This is a genomic window from Blautia sp. DFI.1.216 (genome assembly GCF_020594215.1).
GTDB classification, from domain to species: domain Bacteria; phylum Bacillota; class Clostridia; order Lachnospirales; family Lachnospiraceae; genus Blautia_A; species Blautia_A wexlerae.
In genome coordinates, this window is the sequence record NZ_JAJDML010000001.1 from 140340 (window position 1) to 154813 (window position 14474).

Sequence of the window (14474 nt, forward strand, 5' to 3'; positions counted from 1 at the left end):
GCTTCGAGTGGTACCGAAGCAGGAAAGGAAAATAAAAATATGAAAAAGAAAATATTGATATCCTTAATTGCACTTTCTCAATTATTTGTGTCTTCTATCCCTGTATCCGCTGCTCCAGATTATCAAATCAGTATTTCTAGCGAATATGTGACTGGGGATTCTATTCAATTATGTGATGTAATTTCTCAGGCTTTAACGGATATGGGTGTAAAAGAGGTCACTTCTTACGAGTTATCTCGTGATGAGCCAAATCAAGCCGCTATTGGTTTGATTATGTCTGCGGACGGAGTGCTTATTGAAGCAACTTGCTTTTTTTCCAAAGAAAACACTTGGGAATGCTCATATGTAACCAATGTTTACAATAGTGTTGAAGATATGATTTATTACTGGGTAAGCCCAAAATATTCCAAGGAAAACGCTTATGAAATAATTGACTATAAGACCGGAGAATACATAATAGAGGGCGCTTCCCAGAATGTACTTTCTCAATATGTCAATAAAAAAGGCTGGTTTTCAGAAGACGACTTCTATTTGTACGATAGTCAGGGTAATAAAATTAATTATGTTAATTCTGACGATTACATGAGTTCTTCCGATTATCCTGGCAGTACATCTTTTCGAGGTTTAAAAATAGGAGATGATGTTTCAAAAATATTTTCTGTTTATAACAAAGAAGATTTTTCTGTACAAGTAGGTTATAAAGATGGCGTCGATACTGAAAAAGAAGATAAAATAATTCAAATGTACAATTCTCAAATAGAGGCTACCGATTCCGATGATATAGAATCTCTTCTTTCATCTATAGATACCAACATGGTAACTCTTGGTGTTATATTCGAGGGTGCTGAATTTTGTGGAGAAATTATCCCTCTTCCGCAAATTGGAGACAAAATATCTTATAATAAAACAGCCACCTTTGGATTTTTGATTGATGCAGGAAAAATTTCTGATATAGGAGTCCAATTAAAGAGCAAATACTAGAGGTTTTGAAGAATGAACATTCAAAAACGAATCAAATCTCTCCGCACTGAATCAGGTCTACACCAGTCTGAGTTGGGAAAAGCCGTAGGAGTTTCTGCCCAGGTAATCTCGAATATTGAGAGAGGCTATACCAAGCCATCCACCGAACTGGTTAATCGGTGCGCAAAATATTTCGGTGTGCCGGCAGATTATCTTCTTGGCCGGACCACTGAAAAATATTCTACAACAGAGCAAAAAGAAGCTCCTGCTCTTTCTGCAAAAATAAAAGACCGGATGGATCAGTTGCAGCTGAACCCGTCCGATCTGATCACTAAATCAGAAATTCCCGAAGATTCCTTTGAGGATATCATGACAGGAACAGTTATCCCAGGGATAGATGTTGCCGGCAGGCTCTCTAAAGCCCTTGATACTTCCATAGATTATTTAGTAGGGAATTCTGAATACAGCTGTGCCATTGCTTCAGAAGACGAACAGGATATCATCCTGCGGTACCGTCAGTTATCCAAGAAGGGAAAACGTATCTTTTTGGGAATGATGGAGAAGATGGAAGAAGAAAAAACAGAATAGTATATTTAACTGGGGAACCGTTGGGGTGTTATGTCAGCCGCCGGACACTTATGTGAAAGGAGGCTGGTGCTGATGGTTACATATGGAGATCTTTTTACCTTTGTAATTATGCTTTGTGCAGTTGTAACTCTTGTTATCAATTTAATGCATAAAAAATAGCGCCCCTGCTCTGGTAAAGTAAGGCGCTATTTTTTAGTTACTACTCTATCCGGCGGTCAGGTGTGCACTGACCAACGGTTCTCTTGTTAAGTACATTATATCTATTCATATACTTTTTGTCAAACAGATATTACATATATTTCAACAAAGGAGCATCCATATGGCACGAAAGAGAACTAATCTAATCGGCAACACTCCGTCTGTACGCGAAACAAAAGTCGCTATATATATTCGAGTTTCTACCATTCATCAGGTAGACAAAGACTCTATCCCCATGCAGAAAAAGGATTTAATTGCATACTGCCAGCTCATCCTCGGAACCGATAATTATGAAATTTTTGAAGATGCAGGGTATTCTGGAAAAAATACAGACAGACCAGCATTTCAGAATATGATGGGGAGAATCCGAAAGGGCGAATTCACTCATGTTCTGGTTTGGAAAATAGACAGGGTATCCAGAAATCTATTGGACTTTGCGGAAATGTATGAGGAGCTGCGTTCGCTACGTGTAACCTTTGTAAGTAAGAACGAACAATTTGATACCTCAACTGCAATCGGAGAAGCCATGTTGAAAATCATATTGGTTTTTGCCGAGCTGGAAAGAAACATGACATCTGAGCGAGTAACAGCAACTATGATATCAAGAGCTAACAGTGGCCAATGGAACGGTGGACGCATTCCTTTTGGATATAGTTATGATCCTAAAGAAAAAGTCTTTTTCATACGTGAAGACGAAGCCTCCATTTGCCGTGAATTAAAAGATCTTTATCTGCTTAATCGGTCACTTGCTTATGTCAGCAGAGCTTTGAACGAAAAAGGATATAAAACACGAGCTGGGGTAAGCTGGTCCCCTCATTCAGTATGGATCATCGCCTCAAGCCCTTTTTATGCAGGAATCTACCGATATAATCGATACAAAGGAGTAGAAAGCAGAACAATCAACCCGGAAGAAGAATGGGTTATGATTCAAAATCACCATCCGGCAATATTTACACTGGAAGAGCATCAAGCAATGAGAAGTATTATGAAATCTAACAAACGAAATATGGACAATCTTCCAGGAAGGGTTCATCTTTCTACAAAAACACATATCTTCCAAGGAATTATGTATTGTGATAAATGCGGCAGTAAGATGGTGTCTACCCCTGGCAGACTTCATGTTGATGGATATCGTACTTCAAACTACGGTTGTCCTTTAAGACGCAACACTAAAAAATGTAATAATCCTACTGTAAATGATATCGTCATAGGTGAATTCGTTATCAATTACATTCTGAATATGCTCAACGCCAAGAAAACATTTTCTACAATAAATACACCAGATGAATTGAACGCTGCTCTTTTATCCGGATCTGTTTTCTCCGAAGTATCTTCTGTTGAAGAAAATGGGCTTAATAGCTTTTTTAATCTCCTGTCAAGATATGGTTCTGACAGATCTTATATTTTTTCAGTCAAGAGCCCACGAAAGAAAAAGGCAGCTGTTGATCCGGAACTTTCAAAACTCAGAAAAGAAAAAGAAAAGCAGGAGCGAGCACTCCAGCGTTTACAGAACCTTTATTTATATTCTGAGACTTCCATGTCGGAAAAAGATTTTATCATTCGGAAAAGTGAAATCTCATCTCATTTAGATAATATCAACAGGCAATTGGGGCTTATGACGCAAGATCAAGCCTCCTTCCTTTCAGATGAGGAATTTATTAAACAAGCCAGTCATTTACTGATTCAAAAAGAATTAAAAAATAAAAAATATATCTATTTCAAAAAACTGGTCAGCACTGTGGATCCAGACATTTTAAAAGCATATATGGAAACTATTCTCGACTCCATCTACACAGCCGACGGAAAGATTACTGCTATTACATTCAAAAATGGGCTAACTCATAGATTCATATACAAAGACAAGTAATTGGTTCTAAATGCCAAAAGCCGGGAAATCGCTCCCGGCTTTCTATGTTTTATGGTATCTAACAAATGTTAGAAAACGGTGTCATATCAGAATCATGGCATCTCCAAAAGAGAAAAATCTGTACTTTTCCTGCACTGCAGTCTCATAGGCATGCATGATATTCTCCTTGCCTGCCAGCGCAGACACCAACATCACAAGTGTGGATTCCGGCAGGTGGAAGTTTGTGATCAGGGCATCGATCATTTTAAAATGATAGCCCGGATAGATAAAGATTTCTGTCCATCCGCTTCCGGATTTCAGAATTCCATCTTCTCCTGTTGCAGATTCCAGTGTTCTGCAGCTTGTGGTTCCTACTGCTATTACACGTTTACCTGCCTTCTTTGTGTCATTGATCAGCTTTGCCTGATCCTCCTCTACTATGTAGAATTCGGAATGCATATGGTGGCTTTCCACGTCATCTACTTTGACAGGGCGGAAAGTTCCGAGACCTACATGAAGAGTCACATGAGCGATATTGACGCCTTTTTCCTTTACTTTTTCAAGAAGCTCTTTAGTAAAGTGCAATCCTGCTGTCGGTGCTGCTGCGGAGCCTTCGTTCTTTGCATAAACTGTCTGATAACGGTTCTTATCTTTCAGTTTATGTGTAATATAAGGCGGCAGAGGCATTTCGCCAAGCTGATCCAGGATTTCCTCAAAGATTCCTTCATAATGGAACTGGATCAGACGGTTTCCCTCGTCCACCACATCAATAATCTCACCTTTTAAAATACCATTTCCAAATGTGATCTTAGCACCCGGGCGTGCCTTCTTTCCGGGTTTTACCAGACACTCCCAGATATCATTCTCTCTTCGCTTCAGAAGCAGGATTTCGATTAGTGCTCCTGTCTCTTCTTTATGTCCGTATAACCGGGCAGGGATTACCTTTGTATCGTTGATGACCAGGCAGTCTCCCTCTTCCATATAATCCAGAACATCTGTGAAATGGCGATGCTCAATGCTGCCATCTTTTAAAGACAGATGCATCAGTCTGGATGAACTTCTGTCCTCCAGAGGATCCTGAGCGATCAGTTCCTGAGGAAGGTCATAATAAAAATCTGATGTTTTCATTTTATCTGCTCCTCTTCTTCCTTCCACTGTTTCCTTAACTGGCGCACATAGTTCCATTCTTTGTTTGTCAGATCAGCTTTCTTAAGAAGATCCGGGCGTCTTTTTGCCGTGCGGTAAATTGACTGCTCTCTGCGCCACTTTTCTATGTTTGCGTGATGACCGGACATAAGAACCTCCGGTACTTTTTTGCCATGCCACTCTTCCGGACGGCTGTACTGCGGATACTCCAGAAGGTTTCCTGCAAAGGATTCTGTCTCACCGGACTCCTGATTGTTCAGTACACCCGGAACCATTCTTGAAATGGAATCCATCATGACCATTGCAGGAAGTTCGCCGCCTGTAAGCACGTAATCTCCGATAGATACGTAATCTGTGACGATTTCCTCCAGAACACGCTCATCAATTCCCTCATAGTGTCCACAAAGGAATACCAGATCCTCTTCCTGCGCCATTTCTCTGGCCATAGCCTGGTTAAATACATGCCCCTGAGGAGTCAGATATACAACTCTTGGCTTTTTTGCCGTACGGTTTGCAATCGCCTCATAAGCAAGGTAAACCGGTTCTGCCTGCATCAGCATTCCGGCACCGCCGCCATAGGTATAATCATCCACTTTCTGGTGCTTATTGAATGCATAATCACGAATGTTCACTGCCTCCAGTGTGAGGAGACCTTTTGTGATCGCACGTCCGGTAATGCTGGTATTCATGCCATGTTCAATCATCTCCGGAAACAGGGTTAAAACATGAAAATTCATTTATATTAATCCTTTCATCAGATGAATGGTCATTACATTCTTCTCCACATCCACATCAAGGATACATTCCCTGATAGCAGGGAGCAGAATTTCTTCGCCTTTGGCATCCTCTACTACATAGACATCATTAGCGCCTGTTTCCATTACATCTTTCAGAGTTCCAAATTTGCTTCCGTCTTCGAGAACTACATCCATACCGATCAGGTCTGCAATGTAATATTCATCTTCTTCCAGCTCCTGTGCTTCTTCTCTCGGGATCCAGAGTTCTCTTTTTTTATACATCTCTATATCATTAATATTATCAATTCCCCTGAATTTCAGGATTACAAGGTTCTTGAAATACTTAACATTCTCTATTTCAAGCTTTCTTTTCTCTCTGCCTGTGTCAAGCAGAACATATTCCAGATCCAGAAATCTGTCTGCATCTGTGGTAGGATATACTTTTACTTCCCCGCGTATTCCGTGTGTCGTAGTGATCACACCAACTTTTAATAAATCTTCCATCTGCTGACTCCTATAATTTTCATATCATACGTCATTTGCATTCTGCTTTTATGCCTGCTCACAGCGAATGCTGATCCATATTCCAAATCCGCTTAAACCCAAATCAGGAGCCATGGGATGTTCCACAGCTCCTGACCCTTATTTTCATTGCAGAATATCTACAATCACTTTTTTGCTGCTTTTTGAAGAAGCTGCTTTTACCACAGTTCGGATCGCTTTCGCAATTCTTCCCTGCCGTCCGATAACCTTGCCCATGTCAGCAGGTCCGACTTTCAGTTCAACGATGATCGCGTCTTCCTTTTCTGTCTCAGTAACAACTACTTCATCCGGATTTTCAACAAGAGATTTTGCAATTACTTCCACTAATTCTTTCATTACATACCTCCCTGACCCGTCCCCTGTGGACGCTGCAGAAATACCTTACATGGTAAATCTGAATTATTTTTCGATTCCGGCATCTTTGAGGATTTTTGCTACAACGTCTGTAGGCTGAGCTCCTGCTGCAAGCCATTTTTTAGCTGCTTCTTCATCAACTGTTACAGCGCTTGGCTCAAGGTTTGGATCGTATGTTCCGATTTCTTCGATACATCTTCCATCACGTTTGCAACGGGAATCTGCAACTACGATTCTATAAAAAGGTGCTTTCTTCTGTCCCATTCTTCTTAATCTGATTTTAACTGCCATTGTTTCTTTTCCTCCATTAAATAAAATATATTGTTTTCTTATGTTATATTACTGTTCAGCTATGAAACAGTAACTTTTATGTCAAAGCGTTATCCGCTTCGCTAACTTCTCAATTACAGTCCGAACGGAAGTTTAAATCCACCGCCGCGCTTACCGGCTTTTCCGCCCATAAGACCAGGCATCTGTTTCATCATCTTCTTGCTCTGCTCAAACTGTTTCACCAGACGGTTTACTTCAGAGACATCTACTCCTGCACCTCTGGCAATACGGTTCTTTCTGGAAATGTTCAGGATTGACGGATTACTTCTCTCCTGAGGTGTCATGGAAAGGATAATTGACTTGGTTCTGTCCATGGCTTTCTCATCGATCATTCCCTCAATATCCTTCATCTTACCGCCCATACCTGGAAGCATATTCAGGATACTGCCGATACCGCCCATCTTGTTCATCTGTTCCATACTGGTAAGGTAATCGTTGAAGTCAAAGTCCATTTTCTTTAACTTCTTCTGCATGTCCTGCGCCTGTTCTTTATCGATGGAAGCTTCTGCTTTCTCGATCAGGCTCATGACATCACCCATACCAAGGATTCTGGAAGCCATACGTTCCGGATAGAACTGCTCCAGATCAGAAAGTTTCTCGCCCATACCTACATACAGAATAGGCTTACCGGTTACTGCCTTGATAGAAAGGGCTGCACCGCCTCGGGTATCACCATCCATCTTGGTAAGAATGACACCGTCGATTCCTACTTTATCAGCAAATGTGCTTGCCACATTTACCGCATCCTGTCCGGTCATCGCATCTACAATGAGGATGGTTGCATCTACCTGAATGTTCGCCTTGATATCTGCAAGTTCCTGCATCATATCTTCATCAACATGAAGACGACCGGCTGTATCGATAAGTACGACATTCTGCTGATTTGCCTTCGCATGCTCTATGGCTGCTTTCGCAATATCCACAGGCTTCTGCTTATCTCCCATGGAAAATACTTCCACGCCCTGTTTCTCGCCGTTGACCTGCAGCTGTGTGATAGCCGCCGGACGGTAAACATCGCAGGCTACTAAAAGAGGTTTCTTACCTTTGGATTTCAGCTTACCTGCAAGCTTCGCAACTGTGGTGGTCTTACCTGCACCCTGCAGACCTGCCATCATGAACACTGTGATCTCATTTCCCGGGCGAAGAGGCAGATCTGTTGTCTCACTTCCCATTAATTTCACAAGTTCATCATTAACAATCTTGATCACCATCTGACCCGGATTCAGACCGCTCATAACGTCCTGTCCGATTGCCTGCTCCTGTACAGATTTAGTAAACTGCTTCACAACCTTAAAGTTTACGTCTGCCTCTAACAGAGCCATCTTTACTTCCTTAAGGGCAAGCTTAACGTCCTCCTCTGTCAGGCGGCCCTTGCTTCGCAACTTCTTAAATACATTCTGCAGTTTATCTGTCAAGCTTTCAAATGCCATATGTTATAACTCCTCTAAAATCTCATTGGAAATATTTACAATTTCATCGGAATGATATTCCCGGGCAAGTACACGGATCTGCTTTACCTGTGCCCGTATATTCAGGAATTTCTCTACAAGATGAAGCTTCTGTTCATACTCTTCAAGGGTCTTGTTGCATCTCTTGATCATATCATGCACACCCTGTCTGCTGATGCCCAGATCCTCTGCGACTTCACTCAGCGAGTAATCCTCCAGCACCACGCTCTCATAAACCTGCTGCTGTCTCTCTGTCAGAAGTTCTCCATAAAAATCATATAAATAACCTTGCTCTACAAACTTCTCCATCTGTAATCACCTTGACTATATTAACCTATTTCCAATGTGCTGTCAAGCATTTTCTCTTGACAGCACAAATTTATTTTTTCCGATACACTTCTTAAAAATCTCATCAAAAAAGCCCCGGCATCCATATACTGAACACCAGGGCTCCCATTTCATTTATTTACATGGCAGATGCTACTCTGAGACAATCACAGACTTGGGCGGATCACCTTTGGTCTGCATCCTGCATCTTCGAGAGCTTTAACAATCTCATTCTTATGATCTGTGCCAAAAGCCTCCAATGTGATCTTAAGTTCCACTGCCGCATTTCTGTTCGTGCTTACAAACTGGTTATGATCCAGCTTGATAACATTGCCCTGAGCCCTGGCGATCACGCTTGCCACGCGTACCAGTTCGCCCGGCTTATCCGGAATGAGCACAGATACTGTGAAGATTCTGTCTCTCTGGATCAGACCATGCTGAACAACAGAAGACATGGTAATAACATCCATGTTTCCACCGCTTAAGATAGAAACAATCTTCTTTCCCTTCACATCCAGATGACGAAGCGCTGCCACTGTCAGAAGACCGGAATTCTCTACGATCATCTTATGGTTCTCAACCATGTCAAGGAAAGCAACGATCAGTTCATCATCCTCGATAGTGATGATATCGTCCAGATTCTTCTGGATATACGGGAAGATTTTCTTTCCGGGTGTCTGTACTGCAGTACCGTCAGCAATCGTATTTACGTGCGGAAGAGTCACAACCTCACCCTTCTTCAGAGAAGCTTTCATGCAGGCAGCCCCTGCCGGTTCCACACCGATGACTTTGATATGTGGATTTAACAGCTTCGCAAGTGTGGAAACACCTGTTGCAAGTCCGCCTCCACCGATCGGAACCAGAATATAATCAACAAGCGGAAGCTCCTGAACGATCTCCATTGCAATGGTACCCTGTCCTGTGGCAACTGCCGGATCATCGAAAGGATGGATAAAGGTATATCCCTCTTTCTCAGCAAGTTCCAGTGCATGTGCACATGCCTCATCATATACATCACCATACAGGATAACCTCTGCACCGTAACTCTTTGTTCTCTCAACCTTGATCAGCGGAGTTGTGGTAGGCATAACGATCACTGCCTTCACACCATATTTATGCGCAGCATAGGCAACACCCTGTGCATGATTTCCGGCGGATGCTGTGATCAGACCTTTATTTCTCTCTTCATCGGAAAGAGTGCTGATCTTATAATAGGCACCACGAACCTTATATGCACCTGTACGCTGCATATTCTCCGGTTTTAAATAAACCTTATTTCCTGTAAGTTCACTGAAATAGCTGCTCTTGATCAGCTTTGTTTCCTGTGTGACCTGTTTTACGATCTCTGATGCCTGTTCAAAACTCTCTAAAGTAAGCATTGTTTTTTCCTCCATTTTGTCCTAAATGTACTCCTGGAATCTTTTTGTACTTGATTTGACTCCGAAAGTACATCCTAATCTTAAGCGTCCGGGTTTTCTTTATGGTCTACATCAAACAACGCATTTACAAATGCATCTGCATCGAATTTCTGAAGATCGTCAATACTTTCTCCTACGCCAATGTACTTCACCGGAATATCCAGTTCAGACTGGATGGCAACTGCAATACCTCCCTTGGCAGTTCCGTCCAACTTGGTAAGGATAATACCGCTGACATTTGCGACCTCCGCAAATTGTCTCGCCTGTGCAAGGGCATTCTGTCCGGTGGTACCATCCAGCACTACCAGTGTCTCCAGATATGCATCCGGATACTCCCTCTCCAGGATCCTGTAAATCTTGCGGAGTTCTTCCATAAGGTTCTTTTTATTATGAAGACGTCCTGCTGTATCACAGAGAAGTACGTCTGCATTTCTTGCTTTGGCTGCAGCCACCGCATCATAGATAACAGATGCAGGATCTGCTCCCGCCTGTCCGCCGATGATCTCCACACCTGCACGGTTCGCCCACTCAGTAAGCTGCTCTCCTGCTGCTGCGCGGAAAGTATCGGCTGCTGCAAGGATAACCTTCTTGCCCTGGTCTTTTAATTTTCCTGCAAGCTTTCCTACTGAAGTGGTTTTTCCGACACCATTGACACCGATCACCAAGACTACGGATCTGCGGTTCTCAAATTCATACTCTGTGCTGTCCACACGCATCTGATCCTTGATCTCATTGATCAGAAGCTGTTTACATTCCATCGGTTCCTTAATATGACGTTCGGAAACTTCTTTCTTTAAATTCTCAATAATAGAAGTGGTCGCATTGATCCCGATATCACCCATGATCAGAATCTCTTCCAGCTCTTCATAAAAATCTTCATCAATACTGGAAAAACCACTGAAAATATTGTCAAATCCGGCTACGATATTGTCTCTGGTCTTTGCCAGTCCACTGACTAATCGTTTAAAAAAACCTTTCTTTTCTTCTGCCATGTGAAACTCCTCCTGTTACTGGGTAAGCTGATTCTCCACCAGATCGACGGAAACCAGTGTGGATACCCCTTTTTCCTGCATGGTAATACCATAAAGCCGGTCTGCGGCGTTCATAGTTCCACGTCTATGGGTTATTATAATAAATTGTGTGTTTTTCGTCAACTTCTGTAAATATCCGGCAAATCGCCCAACATTGGAATCGTCCAGCGCTGCCTCGATCTCATCCAGCAGACAGAACGGTGACGGCTTCAGATTCTGGATCGCGAAAAGAAGTGCGATAGCTGTCAGAGCTTTTTCCCCGCCGGAAAGCTGCATCATATTCTGCAGTTTCTTTCCCGGCGGCTGGGAAATGATCTTAATTCCTGCCTCCAGGATATCTGCCTCTTCATCCAGCTCCAGAGTTCCTTTTCCGCCTCCGAACAATTCCTTAAATGCCTTGTCAAATTCCTTCTGGATCTCGCCGAATTTCTCAGAAAACTGTTTCCGCATTCCCTCATCCAGCTCCTGAATGATCTGTTCCAGAGTTTTCTCCGCTGTGACCAGATCCTCATACTGGCCGGACAGAAAGGTGTGTCTTTCCAGAAGTTCCTTATAATCCTCAATAGCATTTACATTTACAGGTCCCAACTTTCTGATATCATCTTTAATCTGAGCTGCCTGTCGCTTCATCTGCGAAAGATCAGTAAGTTCCTCTTTTCTGTAGGAAACGGCATTATTGGGAGTGATCTCATACTCGGACCACATATAGGCAATCCGCTCTTCCCTGTTCTCCTCTAGCTTGTCCATCTGTCCCTGCAGACGGTAACATTCCTTATCCAGAAGTCCGATCTGACCGGACAGATAATCTCTTTTCTCAAAAAAATCTTTATGCTGAGAAGTTCTGCTCTCTTTCTCCTTCTGCAGATTTTTCAGCTGCATCTGTGCCTGTTCTTCATGAAGGACAGACTCTTCCGACTCTTTTTTCAGCTGAGTAATCATCTCCTGCTTCTTTTCCATCTCTTCACTGCTGTGAGCAAGAGACTGATAAATATCCTCTTTCTCAGTCATAAAAGCTGTGATTTCTGCTTTCAGACGGCTCAGATTTTCCTGGTCAAATTTCTCTTTCTGTTCAAGAGCGGATGACTGAAGACGGATTTCTTCTAACTTCCGGGTGATTTTCTTCTCTTCTTCTTTCCATTCATCCAGTTCTGACTGCTTTGCCTCAATAAAACTCTCCAGTTCTTTCTCATCCTGCTTTGAATTCTCCAGTTCCCTGGCAATCCGGTCATGATCCTGCCGGATTTCCATGACCTGGCGTTTGATCTCTGCCTGATCTCTGTTGATCTGCGCATATCCGCTTCGGATCTCCTCAGCTTTCTTTTCCTGCTGTTTGATATTCATTCTGGCAGTATTCTGTTCTATATATTTCTGACGGAGTTTTTCCTGAAATCCTGCAATGGCATCACGAAGCCTGTTTCTCTGATTTTTATTTTCCTCAACAGCATTCTGCATTTCGGTCAGATTCTGCTTCAGCTGATTTACTTTTGTTTCCAGTTCCTCTATTTCACGCCGTCTTCCAAGCAGATTGCTGTTGTTTCTGAAGGCACCGCCGGTCATGGAACCTCCCGGGTTTAAGGATTCACCCTCTGTTGTGACCATTCTCAGACTGTGTCTGTATTTTTTTCCTATTGCAATGGCATGATCAATGTTATCAACTACCAGCACTCTTCCAAGAAGGAATTTCGTGATCTGCTGATACTGAGAAGCTACGGACACCAGTTCGCTGGCAATCCCCACAACGCCCGGCTCTTTCAGTGCTTCTTTCGGTGTAAACTCACCTCTGGGACTTATGCTGCTCATGGGAAGAAAGGTCGCACGTCCATAACGATTCTTTTTCAGAAATTCGATCATGGTTTTGGCAGTCTGCTCATTATCTGTAACAATATTCTGAATGCTCCCACCAAGAGCTGTCTCAATAGCGATCTCATAATCTTTGTTTACCTGGATCAGATCTGCGACAACACCCTGGATTCCCGGAACACGTTCTTTTTGTTCCATAACTCTCCGGATACTGTTTCCGTATCCATCATAGCGCTCCGCGATATTTCTGAGAGAATCCAGCCGGGATGCCTCTCTGTGATAAGCTGTCTGTTCTGCTTCCAGCTTTGTGTTCTGTTCCTTCAGCTTTTCCTGAATCTTCATCACACTCAGATTCAGATGTTCACATTCCTCATTGGCATTTTCAATCTGGGATGTAATCTCATCATACTGTTTCCGGGCTGTAGTCAGAATGGTCTGCTGCTCTTCCTCTTCACTCTTCAGTCTGAGAATACGCTGGCTGATCTCTGCCTTACGGATTTCTGCCTGTTCCATCATTGCATCAAATCTCTGGGCTTTACCCTTGACATTGGCGCGGCTGTTCAGAATTTCAATGATCTCATTTTTGCCATTCTCCACTTCGAGAGTACAGGCTTCCATATTCTCCTGCGCTGTCCTTAATTTATCTTCTTCCTCAGAAAGTTTCTTACGGACAGCCTTTAACTGTGCATAAATATCCGTTTTTTCTTCTTCAAGTTTCTTCTTTGAATCTGTTCTTACTGAAAGTTCAGCCTCAATAGTCTGGATACGTCCCTTATAATGCTCTTCATTCTGTGCCCCTGCCAGTATCTGCTCATTTAATACATTGATCTGGCCTTCCAGCTGTTGTTTACGGATTGCCTGCTCCTGACCGGAAATGCGAAGTGCATCCATTTTGGAATTTAAATCTTCCAGTTCCTGTTCCAGACGTTCATATTCCACCTTGGTCCGGTCATAGGAACTCTGGGTATCCTTCAGCTGATTCTGCGCAATTATGTTCTTCTCTTCCAGTTCCTTGAGTTCTTTGGCTGCAGCAGCATACTCCATCAGGAACATATTCACATCCAGTTCCTTAAGAGTCTCTCTTTTGGAAAGATAAACTCTTGCTGTCTCTGACTGTTTCTCCAGTGGTTCCAGCTGTCTGGTAAGCTCCGAGAGGATATCTGTCACTCTGATCAGGTTCTGGCGTTCTTCCTCCAGTTTTTTGATAGTGGTATTCTTTCTTCTCTTAAATTTAACAATACCTGCTGCCTCATCAAAAAGCTCTCTTCTCTCTTCCGGTTTACCGCTTAGGATCCTGTCGATCTGTCCCTGTCCGATAATGGAATATCCTTCTTTACCGATACCTGTATCATAAAACATCTCATTGATATCTTTCAGTCTGCAGGCACTTCCGTTGATCTTATATTCACTCTCTCCTGAACGGTAAAGCCTTCTGGTAACCGTAACCTCGTTAAAATCAACCGGAAGCTTATGGTCTGAATTATCCAGTGTGATCGCCACCGATGCATAACCCAGGGGTTTTCTTGTCTCTGTACCGGAGAAAATAACATCCTGCATATTTCCTCCTCGCAGAGACCTGGCACTCTGTTCACCCAGCACCCATCTCACCGCATCACCGACATTGCTCTTTCCACTTCCGTTCGGACCTACAATACCGGTGATCCCGTTATGAAATTCAAAATTGATCTTCTGGGCGAAAGACTTAAATCCCTGTACCTCTATATTCTTTAAATACATAATTCTCCTGT

At 42.8% G+C, this 14474-nt stretch carries 13 protein-coding genes; 3 read left to right on the plus strand and 10 right to left on the minus strand.

The features are described 5' to 3' along the window. Positions 1–39: 39 nt before the first annotated feature. From LJE11_RS00770 to LJE11_RS00780, 3 genes are all read left to right on the plus strand, one after another. Positions 40–981: a hypothetical protein gene (locus tag LJE11_RS00770; RefSeq protein ID WP_227226179.1), complete on the plus strand. Its 942-nt coding sequence runs from the start codon at positions 40–42 to the stop codon at positions 979–981. Positions 982–993: 12 nt separating this feature from the next. Beyond that, a complete protein-coding gene (locus LJE11_RS00775) occupies positions 994–1548 on the plus strand; it encodes a helix-turn-helix domain-containing protein (RefSeq protein WP_128866035.1) in 555 nt (184 codons plus the stop codon). A 319-nt stretch (positions 1549–1867) separates the two neighbouring features. Continuing rightward, positions 1868–3613: a recombinase family protein gene (locus LJE11_RS00780; RefSeq protein WP_227295308.1), complete on the plus strand. Its 1746-nt coding sequence runs from the start codon at positions 1868–1870 to the stop codon at positions 3611–3613. Between the two features lie 81 nt (positions 3614–3694). On the opposite strand, the gene queA is transcribed toward LJE11_RS00780, so the two are convergent. From queA to smc, 10 genes are all read right to left on the minus strand, one after another. Then, a complete protein-coding gene (gene queA, locus LJE11_RS00785) occupies positions 3695–4720 on the minus strand; it encodes a tRNA preQ1(34) S-adenosylmethionine ribosyltransferase-isomerase QueA (protein WP_118568715.1) in 1026 nt (341 codons plus the stop codon). Next, complete coding sequence (gene trmD, locus LJE11_RS00790; protein WP_195480824.1) at positions 4717–5475, minus strand: tRNA (guanosine(37)-N1)-methyltransferase TrmD; 759 nt, start codon at positions 5473–5475, stop codon at positions 4717–4719. Before trmD ends, queA begins: the two co-directional genes overlap by 4 nt. Then, positions 5476–5979 carry a ribosome maturation factor RimM gene (rimM, locus tag LJE11_RS00795; protein WP_008704681.1) on the minus strand — a complete coding sequence of 168 codons (504 nt, stop codon included), beginning with the start codon at positions 5977–5979 and terminating at the stop codon, positions 5476–5478. 144 nt (positions 5980–6123) lie between these two features. Continuing rightward, entirely contained in the window at positions 6124–6354 is a 231-nt protein-coding gene (locus LJE11_RS00800; RefSeq protein ID WP_008704683.1) for a KH domain-containing protein, read from the minus strand. A 63-nt stretch (positions 6355–6417) separates the two neighbouring features. Next, positions 6418–6663: a 30S ribosomal protein S16 gene (gene rpsP, locus LJE11_RS00805; protein WP_008704685.1), complete on the minus strand. Its 246-nt coding sequence runs from the start codon at positions 6661–6663 to the stop codon at positions 6418–6420. Between the two features lie 113 nt (positions 6664–6776). Further along, on the minus strand, positions 6777–8132 hold the full coding sequence (ffh, locus tag LJE11_RS00810; protein ID WP_008704686.1) for a signal recognition particle protein: 1356 nt from the start codon (positions 8130–8132) through the stop codon (positions 6777–6779). A gap of 3 nt (positions 8133–8135) precedes the next feature. Beyond that, a complete protein-coding gene (gene ylxM, locus LJE11_RS00815; protein WP_008704687.1) occupies positions 8136–8459 on the minus strand; it encodes a YlxM family DNA-binding protein in 324 nt (107 codons plus the stop codon). Positions 8460–8644: 185 nt separating this feature from the next. Continuing rightward, positions 8645–9856 carry a threonine ammonia-lyase gene (gene ilvA / locus LJE11_RS00820; RefSeq protein WP_227295327.1) on the minus strand — a complete coding sequence of 404 codons (1212 nt, stop codon included), beginning with the start codon at positions 9854–9856 and terminating at the stop codon, positions 8645–8647. A gap of 80 nt (positions 9857–9936) precedes the next feature. Then, entirely contained in the window at positions 9937–10887 is a 951-nt protein-coding gene (ftsY, locus tag LJE11_RS00825; protein WP_055057848.1) for a signal recognition particle-docking protein FtsY, read from the minus strand. Positions 10888–10902: 15 nt separating this feature from the next. Further along, entirely contained in the window at positions 10903–14463 is a 3561-nt protein-coding gene (gene smc, locus LJE11_RS00830; protein WP_227295310.1) for a chromosome segregation protein SMC, read from the minus strand. Between the last annotated feature and the right edge of the window lie 11 nt (positions 14464–14474).

Coding starts and splice junctions, on each gene's coding strand:
- smc (WP_227295310.1), bottom strand. CDS start 14,463: ATGTATTTAAAGAATATAGAGGTACAGGGATTTAAGTCTTTCGCCCAG.
- rimM (WP_008704681.1), bottom strand. CDS start 5,979: ATGGAAGATTTATTAAAAGTTGGTGTGATCACTACGACACACGGAATA.
- LJE11_RS00775 (WP_128866035.1), top strand. CDS start 994: ATGAACATTCAAAAACGAATCAAATCTCTCCGCACTGAATCAGGTCTA.
- ylxM (WP_008704687.1), bottom strand. CDS start 8,459: ATGGAGAAGTTTGTAGAGCAAGGTTATTTATATGATTTTTATGGAGAA.
- ftsY (WP_055057848.1), bottom strand. CDS start 10,887: ATGGCAGAAGAAAAGAAAGGTTTTTTTAAACGATTAGTCAGTGGACTG.
- ffh (WP_008704686.1), bottom strand. CDS start 8,132: ATGGCATTTGAAAGCTTGACAGATAAACTGCAGAATGTATTTAAGAAG.
- LJE11_RS00780 (WP_227295308.1), top strand. CDS start 1,868: ATGGCACGAAAGAGAACTAATCTAATCGGCAACACTCCGTCTGTACGC.
- rpsP (WP_008704685.1), bottom strand. CDS start 6,663: ATGGCAGTTAAAATCAGATTAAGAAGAATGGGACAGAAGAAAGCACCT.
- ilvA (WP_227295327.1), bottom strand. CDS start 9,856: ATGCTTACTTTAGAGAGTTTTGAACAGGCATCAGAGATCGTAAAACAG.
- trmD (WP_195480824.1), bottom strand. CDS start 5,475: ATGAATTTTCATGTTTTAACCCTGTTTCCGGAGATGATTGAACATGGC.
- LJE11_RS00800 (WP_008704683.1), bottom strand. CDS start 6,354: ATGAAAGAATTAGTGGAAGTAATTGCAAAATCTCTTGTTGAAAATCCG.
- LJE11_RS00770 (WP_227226179.1), top strand. CDS start 40: ATGAAAAAGAAAATATTGATATCCTTAATTGCACTTTCTCAATTATTT.
- queA (WP_118568715.1), bottom strand. CDS start 4,720: ATGAAAACATCAGATTTTTATTATGACCTTCCTCAGGAACTGATCGCT.